Genomic DNA, 23,143 nt, shown 5'->3' on the forward strand with positions numbered 1-23,143 from the left:
TTTTAAGTAATTCTCTTATGTATAGTGAATTTTCATTGATATAATTGTATTATTCTAATATTACTCCAAGTAATTATGCGCCCAGTATTAAGCAATTAGAGCACCTCTTGACTCCAAAATCACCGCTCTCTGTACCACCAAATTCAATATAAAAATTTAGCTTTGCGACGCAAGAATCACACACCATGTACAAGATCTTCCTCCGTCCATTTTTATTTTTATTTCAGCCAGAGAATGCACATCATCTTACCTTCTTCATGCTGAAGTTTATTAATGCCTTACCCTTCGGTCGACAGGTGTTTTCTTGGAGCTATCGAAACAAGAGTAATTCGTCACCCACGGAGCACTTTGGGCTTCAATTTCCAAACCAAGTAGGCCTTGCGGCTGGACTGGACAAAAACGCTGAGGCCATAGACATGTTCGCCGCCATGGGTTTTGGGTTTGTCGAAATCGGTACTGTCACACCAAAGCCTCAACCCGGAAATCCCAAGCCCAGACTTTTTCGCCTGAAGGAAGATCAAGCGCTGATCAATCGTATGGGATTCAACAACGACGGAGTATCTGTTATCAAAAACAGACTGAAAAAACGAAAATCAAACATACTTGTGGGTGGGAATATTGGTAAAAATAAGGTGACACCAAATGATAAAGCGGTGAATGACTACATCATCTGTTTCAATGAGCTTTTTGATGTCGTTGATTACTTTGTGGTAAACGTGAGCTCGCCTAATACGCCTGGCTTACGTGAATTGCAGGAGAAGGAGCCTCTGGCCAAGCTACTAAATACCTTGATGGCTGATAATAAAAAACGACCAAACCCTAAGCCAATTTTGCTTAAAATCGCTCCAGATCTTACCGAAGAGCAATTGATGGACATAATTGAGATCGTGGAAGAAACCAAAATAGCTGGAGTGATCGCCACTAATACTACCATAGACCGATCGGGATTATCCACACAAGATTCACTTGTGGAAACAATCGGAGCCGGAGGTCTGAGCGGCTTACCCGTGCAGAAAAAATCCACAAATGTTATTCATTTTTTGCATGATAAATCAAAAGGATCCTTTCCTATCATTGGAGTCGGAGGAATAAACTCAGGTGAGTCAGCGTTAGAAAAAATAGACGCAGGGGCAAGTTTGGTCCAAGTGTATAGTGGCTTCATCTATGAAGGTCCCGCCCTGATCAAGGCGATCAACAAATGCCTCTCGCGATCTGAATCCAGATGATCCAAATTCAGAGTTAACATTTGTGTCCATTTTGATTAATTTACAATTCCAAATTCAAGTTAATGGCCAAGAATACTTTTAAGAATAAGACCAAAGAAAAAAGACAGTTTAAATTGCCCTCGTTCTCAATAGGATTTCTGAATGATCGGCGATTTCACTTGTCATTGGGTTTTCTGACCTTGATTTCCAGCTTATTCTTACTCACCGCTTTTATCTCTTACCTCTTCACTGGAAAGGCCGATCAAAGCCTGATGGGAAATATTGTGGACACGGGGCTCAAAGCTTCCGGTCTGGAAGCTGAAAACTGGCTAGGGCTGTTTGGGGCATATACCGCCCATTACTTTATATATCAGTTTTTTGGAATAGCTTCATTTTTGATCCCCCCATTCTTGTTTTTAGCAGGTTACAAGATTGTTTTTAAGCGAGAAATTTTACCTCTATCAAAATATTTCTGGTTTACGCTTTTCTTTCTACTGTGGATCAGCATTTTTATTGGATACTTCATGATCAATTCGGAGAGAATCAATATCTGGGGATTCCTTGGTGGTGGTACCGGATTTGAGTTAGCCATATTGCTGGATAGCCTGATGGGCTGGGGGACACTTCTATTTTTACTATTCGCACTTTCAGTATTTGCTATTTACTTTTTCAACATCACTCAGATGGTAGGACTTGGAGGCCTAACTGTCGCCACGGACAACACCAAAGATGAAATTGAAGAATCAGATATATCTGACTCTATGGAAGAAAATCCTGCTGAAGAGGACGATTCAGAAACCATCGCAGCAGTAGTAGAGGCCATCAAAGAAGAAGTAGAAAAAGAAGAAGCTGCTGCTCAATCAAATACAGAAACCGAGGACGAATGGAAAGTTGAAGTCAAAAAACCTTCTACAAAGAAAAAAGAGAAGCCTGATTTAGTACTGGATGTAAAGGAACCCGAAGCAGAACCCATGCGACCAGAAACCATAAGCCCTGCTCAGCCCAAACCACAGCCGGCAATAAAAGAAGATGATTTGGCGCTGGAAGTTGAGAAACCTGAGGTAAAGGAGCAGGTGACTGACAAGCTGGAGAATTATGACCCTACTTTGGATTTGGCCAAGTACGTATATCCTACTCCGGATCTACTCATAGACTACCCTGAGAAAAACGTACAGGTATCGAAGGAGGAACTTGAGCAGAACAAGGACAAAATTGTTGAGACACTTATCAATTTTAAAATTGGCATTTCCAGTATCAAAGCCACCATCGGTCCAACAGTGACTTTATATGAAATCGTGCCTGAAGCTGGTGTGAAAATCTCCAAGATCAAAAATCTTGAGGATGATATCGCCCTGAGTCTTGCTGCCCTTGGCATTAGGATCATTGCTCCTATTCCAGGCAAGGGAACTATCGGGATAGAAGTCCCAAACAAAAACCGGGAAATGGTAGATGTGAAATCTATTCTGACTACAGAAAAGTTCATGAAGAGTACTTACGAGCTGCCTGTAGTACTTGGAAAGACCATATCCAACGAAGTCTATGTAACAGACCTGGCTAAAATGCCGCACTTATTGATGGCTGGTGCTACGGGTCAGGGTAAGTCCGTAGGGCTCAATATCCTATTGACTTCGTTGATCTACAAGAAACATCCTTCGCAATTGAAGTTCGTGTTAGTCGATCCGAAAAAAGTAGAATTGACACTATTCAATAAGATTGAAAAGCATTTTCTAGCGATGCTACCTGGCACAGAAGAGGCCATAATAACGGATACAAAAAAAGTAATTTATACGCTCAACTCTTTGTGTATAGAAATGGATAACCGCTATGATTTACTCAAAAATGCAGGCTGTAGAAATCTAAAGGAGTACAACAAAAAATTTGTAGAGCGTAAGCTTAACCCCAACAAAGGGCATAAGTTTTTACCATATATCGTGTTGGTCATCGACGAGCTAGCGGACCTTATGATGACTGCTGGCAAAGAAGTGGAAACACCTATAGCCCGACTGGCCCAATTGGCACGAGCTATCGGTATTCATCTGGTAGTAGCCACTCAGCGTCCATCTGTCAACGTGATCACAGGTGTAATCAAAGCCAACTTTCCGGCAAGGTTATCCTTTAGGGTGACTTCCAAGATTGACTCCAGAACTATCCTTGATGCAGGAGGTGCGGAGCAACTCGTCGGTATGGGAGACATGCTCCTTTCACTCGGCTCGGATATTATCCGCCTCCAGTGTGGATTCGTGGATACGCCAGAAGTAGACAGAATATGTGAGTTTGTAGGAGACCAGCAGGGATATGAATCAGCTTATATGCTGCCAGAATATGTCGGTGACGAAGGCGAAAGTAATATTGGAGAGGTCGATCTGAAAGACCGAGATGTCCTATTCGAAGATGCCGCCAGACTCATAGTCATGCACCAGCAAGGAAGTACGTCTCTTGTACAAAGAAAATTAAAACTCGGCTACAACCGTGCTGGAAGATTGATTGATCAATTAGAAGCCGCCGGTATTGTTGGCTCATTTGAAGGGAGCAAAGCTCGTGAAGTACTTATCAGCGATGAGCATTCACTCGAGCAACTTCTCAACGAACTCAACGGTCTTTAATGATATTAATAAGCTTTTATATTTGGCATGAAATGTGCAATTTGTCGATCATTTTCAACTATTACTAAAACCAATTCTCTTATGAAATCTGTCCAATTTCTAATTATTCTTAGCACTGTATTTCTCACACAGGCCATAGCTCAGAAAGACCCTGCGGCTAAAAAGGTGCTGGACGCTATGAGCACCAAGTACCAAAATATAGAAGCCTTCAGAGCTGAGTTCTCTTATACCATGGAGGATGATAGCGATGATATTGACGAAGGGTTTAAAGGCACAATCCTGGTAAGAGGAGAGAAATATAAACTGATCATGGATGAGCAAGAAGTCACCTTTGACGGTACAGATATCTATACCTATCTAAAAGATGAAAATGAAGTAACGGTTTCCGCTTTTGATCCTGAAGACGAAGAAATATCTCTTTCCAATATATTTGATATCTACAAAACGGGCTTTAAATACGTATACACGGAAGCCAAAAGCAACGGTACCATCGACGTAGTAGATCTCGTGCCTGAAGATCGTGAGAAAGACTACTTCAAAATAAGAATGGAGATCACCTCAGCCACCAACGAACTTAAAAGTTTTAAAGTGTTCGATAAATCTGGTAGCAGATACCTATACAAGGTGTTGACTTTCAAAGAAGACAGTTCTATTACCGACAGCGTATTTGCCTATGATAAGAGCAAATACCCTAATGCCGAAATGATCGACTTTAGATAAAAAAAAGAAATATCAAAAATGGCTCCGAATGTTCGGGGCCATTTTTGTTTTAGCCTAAAAAAGTCCATCCATGTGTCTGATATTATTTAGCTGGAAATCACACCCTGACTATGATTTGATTCTCACCGCTAATCGTGACGAATTCTACAATCGCCCAGCACTGCCTGCACACAGATGGCCCGAACATTTAGAACTAATTGCTGGAAAGGATCTGACCGGTGGAGGTACCTGGATGGGAATAACTGCACAAGGACGCATGGCCGCACTTACCAATTATCGCGACCCAGAAAACATAAATCCCACGGCTCCAAGTCGCGGTGCGCTGACCAAAGATTTTTTGACAAGCCAGGTATCACCTGAGTCCTATCTTGAAGCACTTCGCTCAGAAAAAAAGGCCTACAACGGATTCAACCTGCTCGTGGGCGACAACAAATCTCTGTGGTACTACAACAATATCAATCACGAGGTCAGTGAGCTCGCACCTGGTGTATATGGATTGAGCAACGCATTGCTAAACAACTCCTGGCCAAAAGTAGATGAAGGTAGGAAGGCCATTCATCAATTGCAATCAATGTCTGAGCTATCCACTCAAGAGTTGCTGAATGTGGTACAAAACAAGGCTCTCGCACCTGATAAAACATTGCCAGCAACAGGGGTGCCCCTCGAATGGGAACGCGCACTATCGGCCATGCACATCACTATGGACGGCTATGGTACGCGATGCTCAACTGCCATTTTAAAATCTCAAGAAAAAATTCATTTTTCGGAGTGGACTCACCCGCTGGTTGGACAAAAAGAAGATCAAGTAGACTTTATTCTTTAATTAGACCAGTACTACAATCCAATATACCTAGCAATACGGATTGAAACCAGTCTCAGTTGGCTCTAATTTTAGTTTCTAAACAATCTAAAATTGGAATCATTATGAAAACGTACAGTCTAAAATATGGAATTTTGCTGCTCTGCGCATTCACCTTATCTGGCTCATTGGCAGCACAAGACGCCCTCTGGCAGTTGGATTTTGAAAGCGAGGTCGCCTGGAATAAAGTTACCGACTCTGGTATCTTATTAGTGGGCACCAACGACATGAAGCTTCACGGCATCGACTCTCGTGACGGCAACAAACTATGGAGTAACGACATTATGAAAACCGCAAGAGCGGTAAGAGGCGCAGATGGGAAAAAGCAAGACCCTGAAGTCCTATTTGATCAGTTTGTAAATGTAATCGAAGACGAAGAATACCCTGAAATGGGAGATTTTGTGGAGATTAAATATACAGATAACTCGACTTTTAAAAACTACGCCATTATCAATATTCAGAATGGAGAAGAGGTGGTCAGTCCAAGAAAGGCAGAAATGCCGGTAACTAAGTTTTTTGGAAAGGAAATGCCCACGTTCAATTACAACGGTACTGGCTACATCCCTGAGCTAAGAATGGTTATTATCTCTGCGGTATGGCAGAATGTAATGGAAAAAGGAACGCCTTGGTATCAAATGACAAAAATGATAGAGCTACCAAGTGCCAAAGTCATTTGGGAAAGTGATGCGATCTCAAGCGAAAACTTTCCATTTGTAGTAGGTGAGGATATTATTCTGCCTGGTAAATACAAAATCGCCAGGATGAACGCAAAAAGTGGTACGATCAAATGGGAATATAATACCTCTTTGAAAAATCAGACTTTCGAAAAATTTGACCTCAGTCTCGATCTTGCCACCGGATATTTCTTTGAAAAGAAAAAGAATAGCGGCACGCTATCAGCTGTGGATATGGCCTCTGGTAAAAAATTCTGGGAGCAAGAACTAAAACTGAAAAATGTACCTTCTCTGACCGCTATGAGCTACGGTGTAGTCACCAAAACTGATTCCGACCTAAGGCTTTATGATTTGAAGTCAGGTACCGAGAAGTGGAAAATCAAGAAGGTAGATGGTACTGTGATAGATCTAGGTGACAATGGAATAGCCATTACACAAAAAACTAAAAGATTGGTTCTTTTGGATCCCGAAACCGGAAAAGCCAAATGGGATGAGAAAATCACCGGTATCAACATCGACAGAATTGTCGGGAATGGTATTATGTACACCGACGCTAAAGGTCGTCTAGGTGTTATACAATATGACGGACAAAAAATCTGGGATAAAAAGGGTATGCTTGATGTACCTAGCGTAAGGTATCAAGTAGAACTAGGGCGAGAACTGATGTATATCGACGGGGATCTTTATGATGTTGACCTATTCTCAGGCGATTACAAAGTACTGGTTGCTAAACTGGACAAAAAATTTCAGGGAGACGAATCCCCTGAAAGCATAGAGCTAGTAGATGGTGGCTATTTGATCAGCTCTAGTCAAAACCTATTGATGCTTGAGACTGATGGTTCTGTCCGATGGCAAGAATACTGGGAAGCTCCAGGCATGAGTATGGCAGCAAAAATCGCCTTGCGAGTAGGTCAGGCGGCTATGATCGCTATGGCGGCGAGCGCCTCTATGGAATCCGCCAGAAACAAAAGCCCATATGGCGGAGATACTTACTACAGTAAAATGTATGCACAGCAGGCAGAAGATCTAGCCAAAGGAGCAGCCATGCTTGGAGCTGAAGCGAAGAAGCTATTTACCGCCTCCTTGACCAAGGGAAATATAAAAATGGTCCTTTCCAGAGTAGGTGCGGGAGGCCAATCCAAAAGTGCAGGATTAGTCAAGGTAGACAAGACTACTGGAGAAGAGCTTGCCACCTTACAGTTGGGAGACAAGGAGCCGATATATGATTTCGATCCTTACTCAGGTCAGGTTTTCTTTAAAGCTGACAAAAAACAGATCATAAGCTACGGCCTATAATATCAATCCATAGTTAAGACTGCTCCGGCATTTGCCGGAGCAGTCATTTATTATACCTTAAAATCTCTCCAAATGGTACGCTCACTCCTACTACTCGTGGCACTGATTATTTCTACAGTATCGGTGGCTCAAGACAATCAACTGATTATCAGACAGGGCCATACCGCAGCCATTAATAGTGTAAAATATGCACCAGATGGAAAGTCCGTTTACTCCGCAAGTGATGACAAATCGATCAAAATGTGGGATGTCAACACCGGCATCGATATCAACAATTTCAACGGGCATACCGCAGAAGTCAAATGCATGGAGCTGTCCGAAAATGGAGAATTGTTGGCCTCAGGTGATATGGACGGCAAGATTTTCGTCTGGAATGCAAAAACAGGTGAAGCTAAGTTGACTATAAGTGCCCACGAGGGGGGCGTAAATACAGTCAAATTCACAAAAGACCAACAATATATAGTATCCGGTGGCGATGACGCACAACTCAAAGTCTGGAACATGCAAGGCGATACACTTAAGACCATCAAAGGTTTTAAGGCCTCAATTCAGGCCATTGGAATTTCTCCAGATGGAACTCGTCTAATATCTGGTGGATACAAAAACAACGGAGTGGAGATGCTCCTGGTGGATTTGGAAAAAGGTAAAATCATCGACGATGTCCTAAATCATTGGAAAGGCGCAGCGGCAGCTCAGGCTTATGCTAAGACTATCATGACCCCGGTCGCATTGGCTATGAATCTGGCCAAAGGAAATGTAGGCAAAGGGATGACAACCTTCTACATTATGAACTATAGTAATATCCAGTTTACCAATGATGGGAGCAAGGTCTTGATCTCACAAAACACCTTCCTACCTCTGACAGCAGAAAAAGGAGAGGAAGAAAGTGTCGGCAGCTCCAACATATCTATAATCGAGCTATCCGAGGACATGAACCAATTCACTGAGGTGATGAAGCCCATTCGCTGGCAATCCAGTCATCCAAGGGCTGTAGCGATTTTTAATCAAGATCAGACTAAAGTCATTGTCAATGAAAAATATGGGATGGTAGTTTATGATATCGAAAATGCAGACTTTCCAGAGCCAGGTAAAAAAGAAGCCACTCAATATGTGCCCCCGATCGTGAAGGAAATAAAAGGAACCGGATTGACGCTAAATTCGCTGGCTCTCTCACCAGACTACCGCACTGTGGTGTCCGCTGACGACGACAGAAAAATAAAACTTTGGGACTATCAGTCCGGAAGAAAAATTAGAGACCTCGAGGGATTTGTCCAACCTGCATTGGCTATAGATATGATGCCTGATGGCAAACATGTGCTCGTAGGTTCGTTGGACCGGAATCTCACCCTGTGGGACATCACCACCGGACAGCTGGTGCGTGACTTCGACCGATCCTCCGATGTGTGCAGTATAGATATTTCAGAAGACGGAAAAACCTTCCTCACCGCCTCAGTCAATACGGAATTTTTCAAGATGTGGAATTTTAAAACCGGCCGACAGCTCAGATCATTTTTGGAATCTAAAAATCAAACAATCTGGGTGAAATACAATCCAGACAATGACGATCAGGTCTATGCTGCTACTGCAAATGGACAAGCCAAAATATGGTCGATAAGCGAATCAAAAGCAAAAAAGAATATAAAAGGGGATTACAAAATCCTAGAAGATAAATATAAAAAGGCCGGCTATGTGGTGAGTTGGAAAGATTATGAGCTGATCGTCAAAAAAGGGAATGCTACCTACTTCACGGACACCCAAAATGGACGCATCACTGACGCAGTCTATAGCAAAGACAATCAATTCTTGATTACAACCAACGAGAATGGCGAGATTGCTATGTATAGTCTGGCTGACAAAAAGCGAACTGTAAGTATGGCATTGATAGGCAACAATGACTTTATCACCTATACCCCCGATTTCTATTATACCTCATCCAAGGCTGCAGCCAAAGCAATTGCATTCAAATCAAACAATCAGGTGCTTCCATTTGAGCAACTCGAACTGAAATACAATCGCCCTGACGTAGTCGCTGATAGAATCGGATATGCACCGCAGAAACTCATTGATTCTTATAAAGCTGCCTACGACCGAAGGCTCAAACGTCTCGGTTTCGAAGAATCTGAATTAGGGAATAGTTTTGACCTACCCGAAGTAACCATTGACTATAGCGACATTCCACTCGAAACGGATCAAAAAACGATTACACTCAAGGTCAGCGCAAAGGATAAAAATCATCCAATCAAAAAATTGCAAGTATATGCCAACGATGTACCTGTATTTGGATCTGAAGGGGTATCGATTTCAGTTGCCCAATCCATAGAAAAGGAGCTTTCGTTTGAATTGAGTACAGGATTGAATGAAATAAAAGTGACGGCTATCAATACCAAGGGTCAGGAATCTATTCCTCAAAAATTTGAAATTCAATACACCGCATCCTATGACAAGCCCAGCCTTTATCTGGTGGCCATCGGGGTCTCCGATTATCAGCAATCCGAATATAATCTGGCCTTTGCCGCCAAAGATGCTCAGGATCTCACTCAAACACTTTCTGGCTCCAGCGCTTACAAGGAAGTGCTTAGCAAACTGATTGTGAATACTAACGCTACAGACGCAAACATCCTAGCGCTCAAGTCTTTTTTGGCTCAAGCCAAAGTAGATGATGTGATCGCCATCTTCATTGCAGGGCACGGTGTATTGGACAAAGATTATAATTATTTCTTCGCTACAAACAACATGGATTTCAACAATCCAGCCAACGGAGGGCTATCCTACGCACAAATAGAATCTCTGATCGATGGCATCTCATGTAGAAACAAAATCCTGCTGATGGACACCTGCCATTCAGGAGAGTTGGACAATGATGACGTCGTAACAGTGAACGCTTCCGCAAAAAGAAGTGGAGCGGTGGCCTTTCGGTCAACTGGTAACATTGTAAAATTGAAAGAAAATAGCTTTGGGCTTCAAAATACACTTGAGCTATCAAAGTCATTGTTTGGTGACCTGAAAAAAGGAACTGGGGCTACAGTCATTTCTGCAGCCGGAGGTACTGAATTTGCTGCAGAGGGTATGAATTCATCCAACGGGCTTTTCACTGCCAGTTTTATAGAGGGGATCACTACTAGACGAGCCGACCACGACAGAGACCGAGCCTACTCCATCTCCGAGATGAGAGCCTGGGTCAGTGAGCAGGTCATCAAAAAAAGTAAAGGCAATCAAGTACCAACCTCCCGGGAAGAAAATTTAAAAAATGACTTTAGAATCTATTAGGCCAATGATGAGACGCACATTAACTCTACTTCTTTTCCTGATTTCACACCAGATCATAGCACAGGACTATACAGTGATACATGTAATAGGAAAAATCTACGATAGCAGCACGAAATCATATCTAAAACCCGGAGCTAAGCTGGCGGAAAATGCTCAGCTTAAATTCGAGTCAGCCAACGCCAGAGCAGCAGCCTTGAGCGCTTCGCGTGGACGATACATCATCCAGCGCCAAGCCGCGCAGAGTACCTCCGGTGATTTGGTTTATACCTTAGCCTCAGTCCTGGCCCCAGCAAGAGGCAAGATGAGCACACGTGCAGGTGGTATCAACAACCAGATGGATTTTATGAAGAAATTTGGCGAGGGGCCTGTGGCTCTCATCAGTGGTCGCTATGAAGTTGCTGTTTCTCCGACTTCCTATCCTACTAACGACGTGAAATTTTTCTACGCCAGCTATTCTTTTAACGATGAATTGATTAACAAAAAACTGGAAGTTCAGAATGACAAATTGATATTTGATGCCTCATCGTTTTATAGCATAGATGGCATAGCTGTAGATCCTGCAATGACTTCGAATACCAAGTTATTTTATTACGACAGTGACAGTCAAGAGTCCACAGAGATCGCGCCACTCAATTTTTCGATTGTCGGCGCCACAGAAATCAAATCCATAAACAGCTCCTTGGGTGATATCGATTCCGAAGAACGAATTGCCAGTCTGGTTGATATCTTCAATAGTCTGTATGGCAAATGCGAAGAAAGTCAGGTTCGTGCTGCACTCAAGAATATGGACTAATGTCAAAAAAAAGATCCTTACTTTGGATTGCGATCATATGCAACACTTCTGCCATGATCGCACTTACTTTTTATTTCATGAGCCTTCCATGGCTTGCCGGAGATGAAAAGCTGCTGATATGGGGCAGCTCAGCGCTCAAGTTTGCTAATCGGGAGCTCCCCGCTTCTGAAGATTTCGCCTTGATCAACACCTCCTACGATCTACAACTAATCGATAGATTAGATGATTATGGGTTTCCTGTAGGTCAGCGAGCGATTACTGATCGCGAAAAACTAGCCTCCCTGCTGTCTATCATTGGCCGATCAAAGACTCCACCCAGGTATGTGATATGTGATATCCATTTTTTAGATGAAACAGCATCTGATAGCCTCTTAAACCTCGCTTTGGGACAGTTGGATCAAGTTATTGTTTCTTATCATTTGAATAACGAAGGTGTAGCCGAGTATCCAATATTTGATCAGATCAATCGTGGACTATCCGACTATGTGATCGGTAGCATATTCGATGGGGTATACAAATATCAACTTATCCATCATGACTCTTTATTGCTCACTCCATTGAAAGTCCATCAAGAGCTATCAGGAAAAGAAATAAATACAATTGGTCCATTGGTGGCACTGGGTGATGACTGGATGCCCAACAATTTCGTTATGAACTATCGCCTGCTTCAGAAAGACATAGAAGATATCGAGGCAGGATTCAATCCAGTCAGCATGGGTGAATTACTATACTTGGAGGAGGCCGACATTCAGGAATTCGTCGGCGGAAAAGTAGTAGTAATTGGCGATTTTTTTGAATCAGACATGCACGAGACCTTATTTGAGATTACGTCAGGGCCTCTTATTTTACTCAATGCTTATCTGTCCATAGCAGCGGGAGATACATTTGTCAATGTTTGGTTCTTTATTCTACTATTCATCGCCTATAGCTACCTCAGTTATATGGTATTTGTAGAAGGTGACTACATGGAAACTGTTATTAGAAAATACTTTGGTGCTGTGAAGATCGCCAACTACCTGGCGGGATTCATGAGTTATTTGATCATACTTACCTTATTATCAATCCTAACTTTTTCTTTCTTTAACGTGCACCTCAATGTATTCTTCCTAGCCATTGTTTTCTACCTTCTGGACAAATTTGTTGGATACTATCACTCCATATTCTTGAGCAAATAATCATCGAGGCAGGCCAGAGAAAATAGAACTATTCATCCAATGGCTTATGACAAGCTGATGTTGGCCATTTCGTGACTATTAATGTCCTGATCCAAGACCTCCATTCATAAGTAAATATTTACCTTGACAATCAAATTACGGCTATGAAAAAGAAAGTATTTGGTTTTCAAATGAGGGGTCCGGAAAAAGCTCCCGACACGCAATTAGAGCATTCGAGTTACAAGTATGAAATATTGTATTTATACAAAAAACTACTCGTTCCTAAAGGGCTAGTAGCGATCATTGGTTTTTCAATTCCGATCGTTTCTTGGCTTCAGCTTGCAATGCCAATTGGAAAGTCATTGATTTTTACAGCCCATTTGATCGGAATTTTTGTTGTACTCTTCCCTCCATTTTATCTCTATTACACCGGGTTTCTGGATAAGAAAAAAAAATCACAACACAGAAAAAACAACGTGATAAGAAAGAAGTACTAGTTACTTGCTGAAAGCGCTTCGGCCTGATCAAACAATCCAATGGCTTGCATATATATTTCATTGGACTGATTGAAGATCGGATAAAAACCGTCGTTGTTCCAAATTCCCCGTGCTATCTGCGCTTTTAAATAGAGCTTTATTTGTGATTTTGAGTGCTCGAACTGGGCTTGATTGAAAGGCAGTCCACTATCCTCGGCTACAGCAACAAGCTCTTTCAACATAGATTCACTTACCTCAAAGTCCTTTAGGTATTTTTCAAAACCTCTCGACTCCAATTTGTTTCTATTAGAATCCGAGTACTTCAACGAGTACTCTCGAATGGCGTTGGTGGTGAACAACCGGTTGAGATAAACGGAATTGCCTGTGGTATCAATAGGAATGAAATAGTCTGGCATGATACCTCCACCACCATATACAGTCCTGCCTCGTGCGGTTGAGTATTTCAAAGCGTCATTTTGATGAATACTATCTGCATTGTACATTTCACCTGAGCTGTATCTGTTGTAAATGTCGCTGTAATAATCATCTTTTCCGCCTTCATACGACCGCTGTATAGATCGACCACTTGGGGTGTAATAGCGTGATATAGTCAACCGGAGTTCTGATCCATCCGATAAATCTATGGGCATTTGAACGAGGCCCTTTCCAAAGGACCTTCTTCCTACTACCAGTCCCCGGTCATTGTCCTGTACAGCACCTGACACAATTTCGGAAGCGCTAGCGCTACCTTCATCAATCAATACGATCAATGGTCTGTCTTCGAATAAACCCGTCTTACCAGCTCTATGTTCTTGATTGTATCGGTATACTTTCCCTTTGGTGAATACAATCATAGGATCGCCAGGCAAAAACTCATCAGCCATTTGGATGGCCATATTCATATAACCTCCAGGGTTTCCTGTCAGATCCAAGATTAATTTTTGCAAGCCCTGCTCGTCCAATTTGGCCAATGCCTCTTTAAACTCATCATAGGTAGTAGCAGTAAACCTATTGACTTTGATATAGCCAATCTCGTCATCGATCATGTATGACGCATCCACAGAAAACTGAGGAATCTTGTCTCTTACAATCTCAAAATCCAGGAGCTCTTTGTTGTTTTTGCGCAGAATAGATACAGTCACTTGTGTACCTTTCGGTCCTCTCAATCTGTCTAACACCCCACGAGTCTTGATTCCAATACCTGCGACATTTTCATTATCTACTTTTACTATTTTGTCTCCAGTGAGCAGCCCTACTCGCTCAGATGGACCTCCACTCAGTGGGGCGACTACGTATATCGTATCTCTAAATATATTGTATTCTATCCCTATGCCGTCAAAATTTCCTTCCAGCTGTGATCTACTGTACTCCTGCTCCTCAGTCGGAATATATGCAGTATGGGGATCAAGCTCTTCGAGCATGTCACTAATCGCTTTCTCAACAAGTTTGTCTGTCTCCACATCATCTACATAGTGACCATCTACATAATTGAGTACTTCACGAAATTTGAGAAGAGATTTGGCCAATCCTGAGCTCGAAGAATTCGAACTGGTCATATTGGCACCAATGAATATCCCTGCCGCTATGGCCATGGATATAAAAAGTGGTAATCTGATTTGAGATTTGGTATTTTGAATTTTCATAGACCTTGAAATAAATGTAATATTCCTTTTACGAGTATCTGATCATTAAGATACTCAAAATAGGCCTTTATTCAACTAATGAATGGGTAAGAGGAAAGAGAAGACAAAAAAAGAGACGGGCCTACCAGGTATCCCAGTCTCTTTCGTGATTACTTACTTTCTTATTTGGCAGTATAAATGGGCACAGTGCAGCGCCAACAAATAAAACGCCAATCAAAATGATCATTACCATATTCGAATGTGATTTAATATTGAATGTCAAAGATAAGTGGTTCTGGCCAGACAGCAAACCAGATATCTACTATTGTAAGAAATTATACGTGTCCTTGTGCAAGCATGGCATCCGCCACTTTCACATATCCCGCAATATTGGCTCCTTTCACATAGTCGACATAGCTATCATCGATACGTCCATATTTCTCACAATTCTCATGGATGGACTTCATGATCTCTTTTAGCTTGTTATCCACCTCTTCTCTGGTCCAACTGATACGAATACTATTCTGCGACATTTCCAGGCCAGAGGTGGCTACTCCACCTGCGTTAGATGCTTTGCCGGGACTAAACATAACCCGGTGTTTTTTGATAAGTGCCAAAGCTTCTTCAGTAGTTGGCATATTGGCACCTTCGAATACTCCGGTGCATCCGTTGTCAATCAACGTCTGCATGTCATGCTCTGGCAGCTCGTTTTGAGTAGCGCAGGGAAATGCAAGGTCGACCTTTGCGTTCCACGGAGTAAGCTCAGGATAAAACGTTGCGCTTTTATATTTCTCAACGTACTCTTTGATACGTCCTCTTTTTTCATTTTTCAGCTCTTTGATAAAAGCCAGCTTTTCCTCATCTATACCGTCAGGATCGTGTATATATCCTTGCGAATCAGAAACAGTCACTGCGGTAGCACCGAGATGTAGCAGTTTTTCTATCGTATACTGAGCCACATTTCCACTGCCTGACACGGCACATATTTTTCCCTTAATCGAATGACCGTGAGCTTTTAGAACTTCGTCGGCAAAATATACGGTCCCATATCCAGTGGCTTCTGTTCGAATAAGGCTTCCTCCATACTCAAGTCCTTTTCCTGTCAATACTCCTGCAAACTCGTTTTTCAACCGCTTGTACTGACCAAACATGAATCCAATCTCTCGTCCTCCCACTCCTATATCACCAGCAGGTACATCAGTAAATCCACCAATGTGTTTGGACAACTCGGTCATAAAACTTTGACAGAATCGCATAACTTCTGCATCAGATTTTCCTTTAGGGTCGAAGTCACTGCCGCCTTTGCCTCCTCCCATTGGTAGCGTGGTAAGGCTGTTCTTAAATACCTGCTCAAAAGCCAAGAATTTAAGGATGCTCAAATTAACCGTTGGATGAAATCTCAGCCCTCCTTTGTAAGGTCCGATTGCAGAGTTCATCTGTACTCTGAACCCTCTATTAACCCTATGTTCGCCCTTATCGTCAATCCACGGCACTCTAAAAATAATTGCCCTTTCTGGTTCACACATACGTTCCAGAATATTGGTTGCTTTATATTTTGGATGATCCTCATTGAAAGGGATAATCACTTCTGCCACTTCCCTTACGGCCTGAATGAATTCTGATTCTCCAGGATTTCGTGCTTCTATGCTTTGCATAAATGCATCTATGGATTGGGTCATGCTCTTTGACATGGTTTTACTTTTTTGGGTTAATAATCTTGGCCAATATTAGCGAATTCCGAATGATATTTTTGAAATCCAGTTTGATATTTTGTCATACAACAGACATAATTATTTGACAGGTAGGTGGTGCGCTCTTGTTAATCATTTATTAAAATAATGATAATCTAACTATTCAGACCATTGAAATTGAAATTCGTTCTTTTGGTCAACTACCAAAAGAACGAAAAATATGAACACGTATCCCACTTCAACGGATCTCCTTAAAACCCTTCGGTTGCTCGAAAAGGATGATCAAAAAGATGTGCTGAATTATATTCAGAGCAGGTATTCAAAATCCATTAAGATAACTGATAGGTATAGGAAGAATGCTCTTTCTCAAATTCGTACAGCGTTGAAGTGCTGAGTCCTGCAGTGACTGGAGTAAGGGGCTTCTGTTGTCAAGCGGTTTTTACAGAGATCACCTAATTTTTAATTTAGGTAATTGGCGTATTTACAAAGCAGATGGATAACCGTAGTTTTGAAGTAGCTATTAATAATTCAATCAGTTTAAACAACAATCGAGATGGATCAATTAGCAACAGTCTTAGAAATCATGCAGAGTGTGAAATCATTGGACAAGGATCAAAAGAACAATGTGATGGAATATGTGAAGCAAATGTCTTCACTCAACGAGCAGACGCAGGAGTCTTATAGAAAAAAGGCTATTAGAGAAATACGCACTGCGCTCGTCAAGCAGTCGGCGTTCTAGTCTTCGGACAGAACAATAATCTCATCCTGTGCCGTCAGATTAATCATTTCTGATTTCTTAGGATTTACAACTACTCCATATGCCTCGTTGACGTCTTTGCTTTTGGCAAGTATACGGTAACCGAGTGCCACTTCATTCTTACGGGCTGCAGATTCAAGTATCGTATAGAAATTTACCGGTTGACCTGTAGTCACATATTCTGTGGCTGGTTTGATATAAATCTCAGAACCATCTGCGTCAAACAAATCTTCGAAAACTCTCATCAAAAATTTATTCTCAGACACCTGTGTCATTAGCAAACTCAGCAGTTTATCACTTACGATAAAATCATCAGCACTTGTAATATCGGCCAACAATCGATTTTTCATGTCGATCATTTCACTCACCAGATTGAGGTGTCTATCTGTGCGCTCGGCAATACTTCTGATATGTAGTAGTGTAATCAAAGTCTGAGCATCTGCCTCCTGCACAGGAAAGTGCTGTTCATAGCAGAGTAGTATGATATAATCAAAATCTGGTATGTTGAGCTTCTCTAGCGTCTCTCGTTCAGTAGTTTCAGCTCGTTTGAATTCTACAGTAAGGTTTTTTAATGAAGGCTTTATACGTTGAATAACGGTGACCGGATCTTCAAATTTTGAAACTACTTTGACCGTAGATCCGAATGGAGCGTAATGATCAAGCTCACGAATGATATTCTTAGCGCGGTCGTTCCAACCGATAATAAGAATCTGTTCTTCATGACTATCCTCTTCCTGACGTTCTTCTAGTCTATCGTTTTCAATTAGATAATCAGTCATTCCAGAAGGCACCAGGGTGTCATCATCCTCGGTGATTCCTATGACTTGGTCGCCTGCATTGAACACCGTATCCATCGGAGGGTTAATGGCAACAGTACCATCAGCAAACTGTAGTCCCATGATTGCTGATTCCTCGTAGGCAAAGATTATATCTCTAAAGGTCTTGCCTACCAGAGTCGGCTCCTCAATAAAATAGATTTCATCGCCATCATAGTCCATGAGTTCAATATATACTACACTCAATCCGGACTGGCGACTGGTCTGAACCATAATTCTTGAGATGAAGTCATCAGAGAGTATAAGCTCAACTTCATCCTGACCCACCATTTTTGCCACTTCATAGTTCTTACTATCTTGAATTTCTGCGGTAATGTGATAAGGCTCTTTTCTTCTGTTAGGATTAGTAACGATGGCTACGATTGTCTTGATAATTTGAGAATCAGAATTCTCATTATCCTTGTCAAGAATGATTATTGACTTAGAATTAAATGGATTGGCAATGTAGATATCATCCACATCGATGGGGCTACCTGTACGGCAAATAACTCTTGTATTCGCAGTTTTGCCTACTTTTAGTCGGATTTCGTCTTCCATCTCGACTTTGTCCTTTTCTGCAAGGATTACAATCACTCCTTCTTTGAGGTTCTCATTGGCTTCAACCAATTCAGAGATAATTGTAAAAATTTTAGATGACCAGCCTAATATTAAAGTGTGATTTCTCTCAATCACAAAGGATCGCCCTTTCCTCAATTCTTCAAGCTTGGTCAAAATACCGTTGGATACCAAACCAATCAGCGTCGAGAGTACAACTACACCGACCAGCGTAACGGCCAAAAGATATACTCTTAGTGGCCAGCCACCTGTGGTATTGCCAAGTGTACCTGGGTCGAGCATGTGAATCATATTCTGCCACAAAGATTCGGGATATCCGATGCCTTGTCCAACTTCAACTTCAAACCCGGTAGAAACCAATATTACGGCTAGTATAACAACTAGAATGAGAGATAAAAGACCCAGTCCCCCTATAAGAGTCATGGTACCCTTCGATACGTAGTTATCGAATTGGTATTTGGCCTTAGCAATTAAAGAAGAGCTATTATTCATTTATTCAGGTAGTAGCTAAATATAAATCTAATTATTGGAATAGCGGCCGAAAATATTATGTGCAAGATAAAATTTTTCAGCATATCAGGGCAAAAATAATCCAATAATAGAAAAACAAGCGCTTTATGTCCATTATATATCTAATCCGAAAGCCGCTGATGGATGAATGGCTAAATTATTGATTGGTTTAAATGTTTTTATCTTCGCAGAAGGGTGTTAATAATGTCTATAATCCAATTGAATTCGCTCAAATGAAAAGTTTAGTCAGGTTATGTATTGGTTTTGTTATAATCATCAGCTCTCAAAAAATTGTGGTCGCACAGTATTCTCTTGCCGTAAATTCTTCCACTTTTACTTTGGACGAACAGAAATTTGAAGGGTATTCGACTAGTTTTGAACAACCCTTTAAGGAAGTGAAAAAGGAGTGGTGGCGATATGCTAATAGTCACTCAGTGATTTTCAATAAGAAGACTCATTTGGTGCTGACAATTCCTGCTGATAAACGAGAGTCAAATTCTCCACTGAAATTTGTATCTCAATTCATTGAAAATAAGAATGGTAAAACGTCTGTGCTGCGATTGGCACTAATGACGGATGAAATTCCGGAAGATCAGGTCAGTGATTTAAAAATTCAAGCCAGAAACCTCCTGAAGGATTTTAAAGTCAAGTATTTCACCCGAAAGATTCAGGAAAGAATAAAGAATGAAGAGGCTGAGTCAAAAAAAGTGAGCATCACGATGGATAAATATCTGCTTCACAATAGTCGACTTCAGCAGTGGATAGAAAGAAAGCCGGAAGAAAAAGACAAATTTATCGAAAAGCTGGCTGCCAATACCAAAGAGGTGGAAGACCTACAGAAAAAGCTCAACAATCGACAAGCAGAACTAACGCAACTCAAGCATGAGCTCACCCTTATAAAATGAAAAAGGCAGCCATTCGGCTGCCTTAATTCTCTTGATTAATCTTACTCCTTAAAAAGTGTAAGTATATTTTAGTTCGAACAGTCTGCCTGGTGCGTACAAAGAGAAGAGCTCTTCCTCATTACCAAACTTGTAAACCTGCTGTTGTTTCTGATTGAGTAGATTTTTAGCTGAAAAGCTCAATTGAGAGTTTCTTTCCTCGCCAAACTGCTTAGAAACTTTCATATTCATGCTATGAAATGGCTTGGTGTAAACGTCAGGAACATTAGATATACCAATGAAGGCTACAGTTTCGCCCTGCACATTATAGGAAAGATTACCTGTGATGCCCAGTAGATTATTTTCATAATTCAAAAATCCATTTACTACATAAGGAGATTGTCCGCTCATGTCACGATACTGATCCACTCCCTCTGCGGAGCCTGTATATGCTACCTCACTGTCATATTCCGATTGGCCAGCTTCATTGACCACAACCGTCTTTCTGTTGACCTTAGAAACTACCAAAGACAAGTTACCGCCGACCGACATGTTTTCTAATACTGGGCTGAGCATTCCAAGATTTTTTCTAACCTCTAGCTCGATTCCATACACTGACGCTTCTCCTACATTCCTTGGCTTCAATTGTCCTGGACTGTTTGGGAAAAACACTAATGCGATATGATCGGTAAAGTCTTTGTAGAAGAACGAAAACGAGACCATTTCGCTAGCTGTAAAGAAGTATTCCCATCTCAGGTCATAGTTTAGTATTTCAGCTTGCTTAATATCCAGATTTCCTGAGAATCTTGTTCTTGTAATCGGGTCTTCGATAAACGCAGAAGACTTTTCTTTAAATGACGGTCTGGCCAAGGTTTTGTTGAACGAGCCTCTTAGATTCATATCATCTCTCAACGCATAAACCAGGCTTACAGAAGGAAGAAGGTTCGTTTCGTTCAATGTTTTTTGATTGTTTAGCTCTTCACTTGAATTGTCCTCGTTCAAGCGGATACCGCTATAGTACATTTGAACATTTTCTATTCTTACACCATAGATTGATTTCAATTTTTGAGTCAACTGCATCTCATTCATCAAGTAGCCTGCAAAGATGGTTTGTCTACCTTCATAGTTATTGTAGGCATTGCTATTGTCCTGTATATACAATCCATCGGTATTGGTATCTGAATACAAATTTTCTTCAGACAGAATCCAGTTGGGATCATTGTATTCAACATCAAATACTTCAAGCGGTTCGTAAGCGTATGAATTAACATTGAAGTCTCTGTTTCTGAAAGATACCAGACCCCCTGATTTCAATTTGTTATTGTCATTCAAATTGTATGTGAAATCCACTTTAAAGCTTTCGCTAACCTCGTCTAATTCTCTCCAGAATCTATTGACAGCGCCTCCATTTTTAAAGCCATATACTCCGTCGTCCTCATTTATTCTTGTGTCTCTGTAATCAGGATCGCTGATTTTAGAATAAAGCAATGAGTTTGACCATTCTATTCTAAGCTTATCAAAATTGTGCTTACCATAGGTAATATTGTTGGTCATCGAACGCTGCGTATAAGCCAAAATATCATTATTGATATTAGTTGGGTTGTTCAATGAAGTGAAATTCATTTCTCTCTTCAACGCAGTAGACACTCCATTCTGAGTATGTAAGAGGCTAGTTCCGATCGTATGATTGTCAGTTTTAGCGGCTAGTGTTGCCAACCCACTCCACAGCACATTGTTAGTACTCAAGTCACCTACAGCAGTAAAATCTCTAATCAATGATACCTCGCTAGTGGTTCTATCCTTTTCAAACCTCTTCCTTGTAAATCCTTCATAGAAGGTGTTTGTGTTTTTGTAATTGAAAATGGCATTGTATCCCCAAGTCACTTTCTCACCCTGAACCTGATTTCCATGCACTACAGACAGACCTGTATTCATGAAATTAGTAGTGCGCTGTACTCCAAGATCTGAAGAAAATTTTCTTGTTGTTTCGGCCACGAAAGCATCTGGTTGTGTCGGGATAGTTGTCCCTGCTGCGATTGGCATGTCTCGCTGTCCGTTGTCAAACCCTAAAAAGTCGCTTCCTGAGCCATTGTATGAGACGTTGTTGGACTTAAAGTGCATGTCAGGATTGTATCCAAAACCTAAAGAGACAGAAGTGGTTTTTTCTTCCGGAAAGGCCTTAGTTTGAATATCAACTAATCCACCTGCAAAATCTCCACTTAGATTGGGACTGAAAGTTTTATAAACCATCACGTTTTCCAATATGGCCGTAGGAAAAATATCAATCTGGACATCGTTTCTATCTGGGTCCAGGCCAGGTACGATCATTCCGTTCATTGAAGTTTTGGTATATCTATCACCAAGACCTCTTACATAAACATACTTACCACCTTGAACGGTCACACCCGTGACTCTCTTCATGGCAGAAGACAAGTTGCTATCACCTACCTTCTTGAAGGCTGCGGATGAGATTCCATCTATGGTGTTTGCTGATTTTTTCTGAATTGACATCAAGGCCATTTCATTGTCTCTGATCTGCTCTGCAGTGACAACTACAGCATCCAGCTGCTGTACATCTTCAGAAAGCGTAAGGTCGAGAGAGGTTACCTCATCAGACACGATCACTACACCTTCAATGGTTTTTGACTGGTAGGATACAAACTGAACCACGATGTTGTGAGTCCCTGGCTCAAGCCCTAAAGAAAAGTTTCCATCAAAATCGGCTACAGTTCCTATGGTAGTACCTTGTTTGGTAATGGTGGCTCCAAACAGACCCTCCCCGTTGGTGCCATCTATTACTTTACCTCTTAAAAAACCTTGCTGCGCAAATGACGTGCTCATTGCGCTGATAAATAATACTAGTGTTATTAATACCTTGTTCATTTTCTGATATTCTAATTTTAATGCAAAACTAGAGTGCCAATATTCCTTTAGGGTTCCTGTATTTTTAATAAATGTTTAAAAAATCGACCATTAAAATAGTATTCAATAACAATTAGGTAACATTGGTGCCGAAGGGATACCAACATTAGTTATTAACAGAACAGGAAGCGAACAGACTCTACTTGCCGAATGGCTATTTCGACATACTTGGATACTCAGGTAGCGCCTGCTGCCTTAAACCTGAAATATGCATTAGATAATCTATTCCAATCATAAAACACTTTGAAATAGACACTTAACATATATTTATTGAATCACCATAGCGGTGCTATGCCTCTTCAATATAAGTGCCTCTTTCTTT

Annotated in this window: 15 protein-coding genes; 11 read left to right on the plus strand and 4 right to left on the minus strand. The window is 41.3% G+C overall.

Features of this window, described 5'->3' with window-relative positions; all coding sequences use genetic code 11:
• The first annotated feature begins 185 nt into the window (after window positions 1-185).
• The 9 genes from ABJF11_RS11755 to ABJF11_RS11795 all read left to right on the plus strand — a co-directional run bounded on the left by ABJF11_RS11755 (window position 186) and on the right by ABJF11_RS11795 (window position 13,068).
• The gene (locus ABJF11_RS11755; protein WP_348120051.1) at window positions 186-1,226 is read left to right on the plus strand and encodes a quinone-dependent dihydroorotate dehydrogenase; all 1,041 of its coding nucleotides are present in this window, start codon (window positions 186-188) and stop codon (window positions 1,224-1,226) included.
• A gap of 62 nt (window positions 1,227-1,288) precedes the next feature.
• Window positions 1,289-3,808 (plus strand): DNA translocase FtsK, encoded by a 2,520-nt coding sequence (locus ABJF11_RS11760; RefSeq protein ID WP_348120052.1) that lies wholly within the window; start codon window positions 1,289-1,291, stop codon window positions 3,806-3,808.
• 81 nt (window positions 3,809-3,889) lie between these two features.
• Window positions 3,890-4,528 (plus strand): outer membrane lipoprotein carrier protein LolA, encoded by a 639-nt coding sequence (locus tag ABJF11_RS11765; protein WP_348120053.1) that lies wholly within the window; start codon window positions 3,890-3,892, stop codon window positions 4,526-4,528.
• A gap of 70 nt (window positions 4,529-4,598) precedes the next feature.
• A complete protein-coding gene (locus ABJF11_RS11770) occupies window positions 4,599-5,351 on the plus strand; it encodes an NRDE family protein (RefSeq protein WP_348120054.1) in 753 nt (250 codons plus the stop codon).
• A gap of 101 nt (window positions 5,352-5,452) precedes the next feature.
• Window positions 5,453-7,357, plus strand: a complete 1,905-nt coding sequence (locus ABJF11_RS11775) for a PQQ-binding-like beta-propeller repeat protein (protein ID WP_348120055.1) — start codon at window positions 5,453-5,455, stop codon at window positions 7,355-7,357.
• Between the two features lie 72 nt (window positions 7,358-7,429).
• Complete coding sequence (locus tag ABJF11_RS11780; RefSeq protein WP_348120056.1) at window positions 7,430-10,624, plus strand: caspase family protein; 3,195 nt, start codon at window positions 7,430-7,432, stop codon at window positions 10,622-10,624.
• 4 nt (window positions 10,625-10,628) lie between these two features.
• Window positions 10,629-11,417: a hypothetical protein gene (locus ABJF11_RS11785; RefSeq protein WP_348120057.1), complete on the plus strand. Its 789-nt coding sequence runs from the start codon at window positions 10,629-10,631 to the stop codon at window positions 11,415-11,417.
• Window positions 11,417-12,592 carry a hypothetical protein gene (locus ABJF11_RS11790; protein ID WP_348120058.1) on the plus strand — a complete coding sequence of 392 codons (1,176 nt, stop codon included), beginning with the start codon at window positions 11,417-11,419 and terminating at the stop codon, window positions 12,590-12,592. Before ABJF11_RS11785 ends, ABJF11_RS11790 begins: the two co-directional genes overlap by 1 nt.
• 143 nt (window positions 12,593-12,735) lie before the next feature.
• Window positions 12,736-13,068 carry a hypothetical protein gene (locus tag ABJF11_RS11795; protein WP_348120059.1) on the plus strand — a complete coding sequence of 111 codons (333 nt, stop codon included), beginning with the start codon at window positions 12,736-12,738 and terminating at the stop codon, window positions 13,066-13,068.
• On the opposite strand, the gene ABJF11_RS11800 is transcribed toward ABJF11_RS11795, so the two are convergent.
• Window positions 13,065-14,690, minus strand: a complete 1,626-nt coding sequence (locus tag ABJF11_RS11800) for a S41 family peptidase (RefSeq protein ID WP_348120060.1) — start codon at window positions 14,688-14,690, stop codon at window positions 13,065-13,067. The two genes, ABJF11_RS11795 and ABJF11_RS11800, sit on opposite strands and share 4 nt — an antisense overlap.
• 314 nt (window positions 14,691-15,004) lie before the next feature.
• Window positions 15,005-16,360, minus strand: coding sequence for an NADP-specific glutamate dehydrogenase (gene gdhA, locus ABJF11_RS11805; protein WP_348120061.1), 1,356 nt, complete (start codon window positions 16,358-16,360; stop codon window positions 15,005-15,007).
• Window positions 16,361-16,913: 553 nt separating this feature from the next.
• Between gdhA and ABJF11_RS11810 the strand changes: the two genes are divergently transcribed.
• Window positions 16,914-17,099 (plus strand): hypothetical protein, encoded by a 186-nt coding sequence (locus ABJF11_RS11810; protein WP_348120062.1) that lies wholly within the window; start codon window positions 16,914-16,916, stop codon window positions 17,097-17,099.
• Here ABJF11_RS11810 and ABJF11_RS11815 read toward each other — a convergent pair.
• Window positions 17,096-19,000 (minus strand): hypothetical protein, encoded by a 1,905-nt coding sequence (locus ABJF11_RS11815; protein ID WP_348120063.1) that lies wholly within the window; start codon window positions 18,998-19,000, stop codon window positions 17,096-17,098. The genes ABJF11_RS11810 and ABJF11_RS11815 overlap by 4 nt on opposite strands.
• A 251-nt stretch (window positions 19,001-19,251) precedes the next feature.
• Between ABJF11_RS11815 and ABJF11_RS11820 the strand changes: the two genes are divergently transcribed.
• On the plus strand, window positions 19,252-19,923 hold the full coding sequence (locus tag ABJF11_RS11820) for a hypothetical protein (RefSeq protein WP_348120064.1): 672 nt from the start codon (window positions 19,252-19,254) through the stop codon (window positions 19,921-19,923).
• A 48-nt stretch (window positions 19,924-19,971) separates the two neighbouring features.
• Here the strand turns inward: ABJF11_RS11820 and ABJF11_RS11825 are convergent, their stop codons facing one another.
• Complete coding sequence (locus ABJF11_RS11825; RefSeq protein WP_348120065.1) at window positions 19,972-22,782, minus strand: TonB-dependent receptor; 2,811 nt, start codon at window positions 22,780-22,782, stop codon at window positions 19,972-19,974.
• Window positions 22,783-23,143 lie beyond the last annotated feature (361 nt).

The organism is Reichenbachiella sp. (assembly GCF_039941815.1).
Lineage (GTDB): Bacteria > Bacteroidota > Bacteroidia > Cytophagales > Cyclobacteriaceae > Reichenbachiella.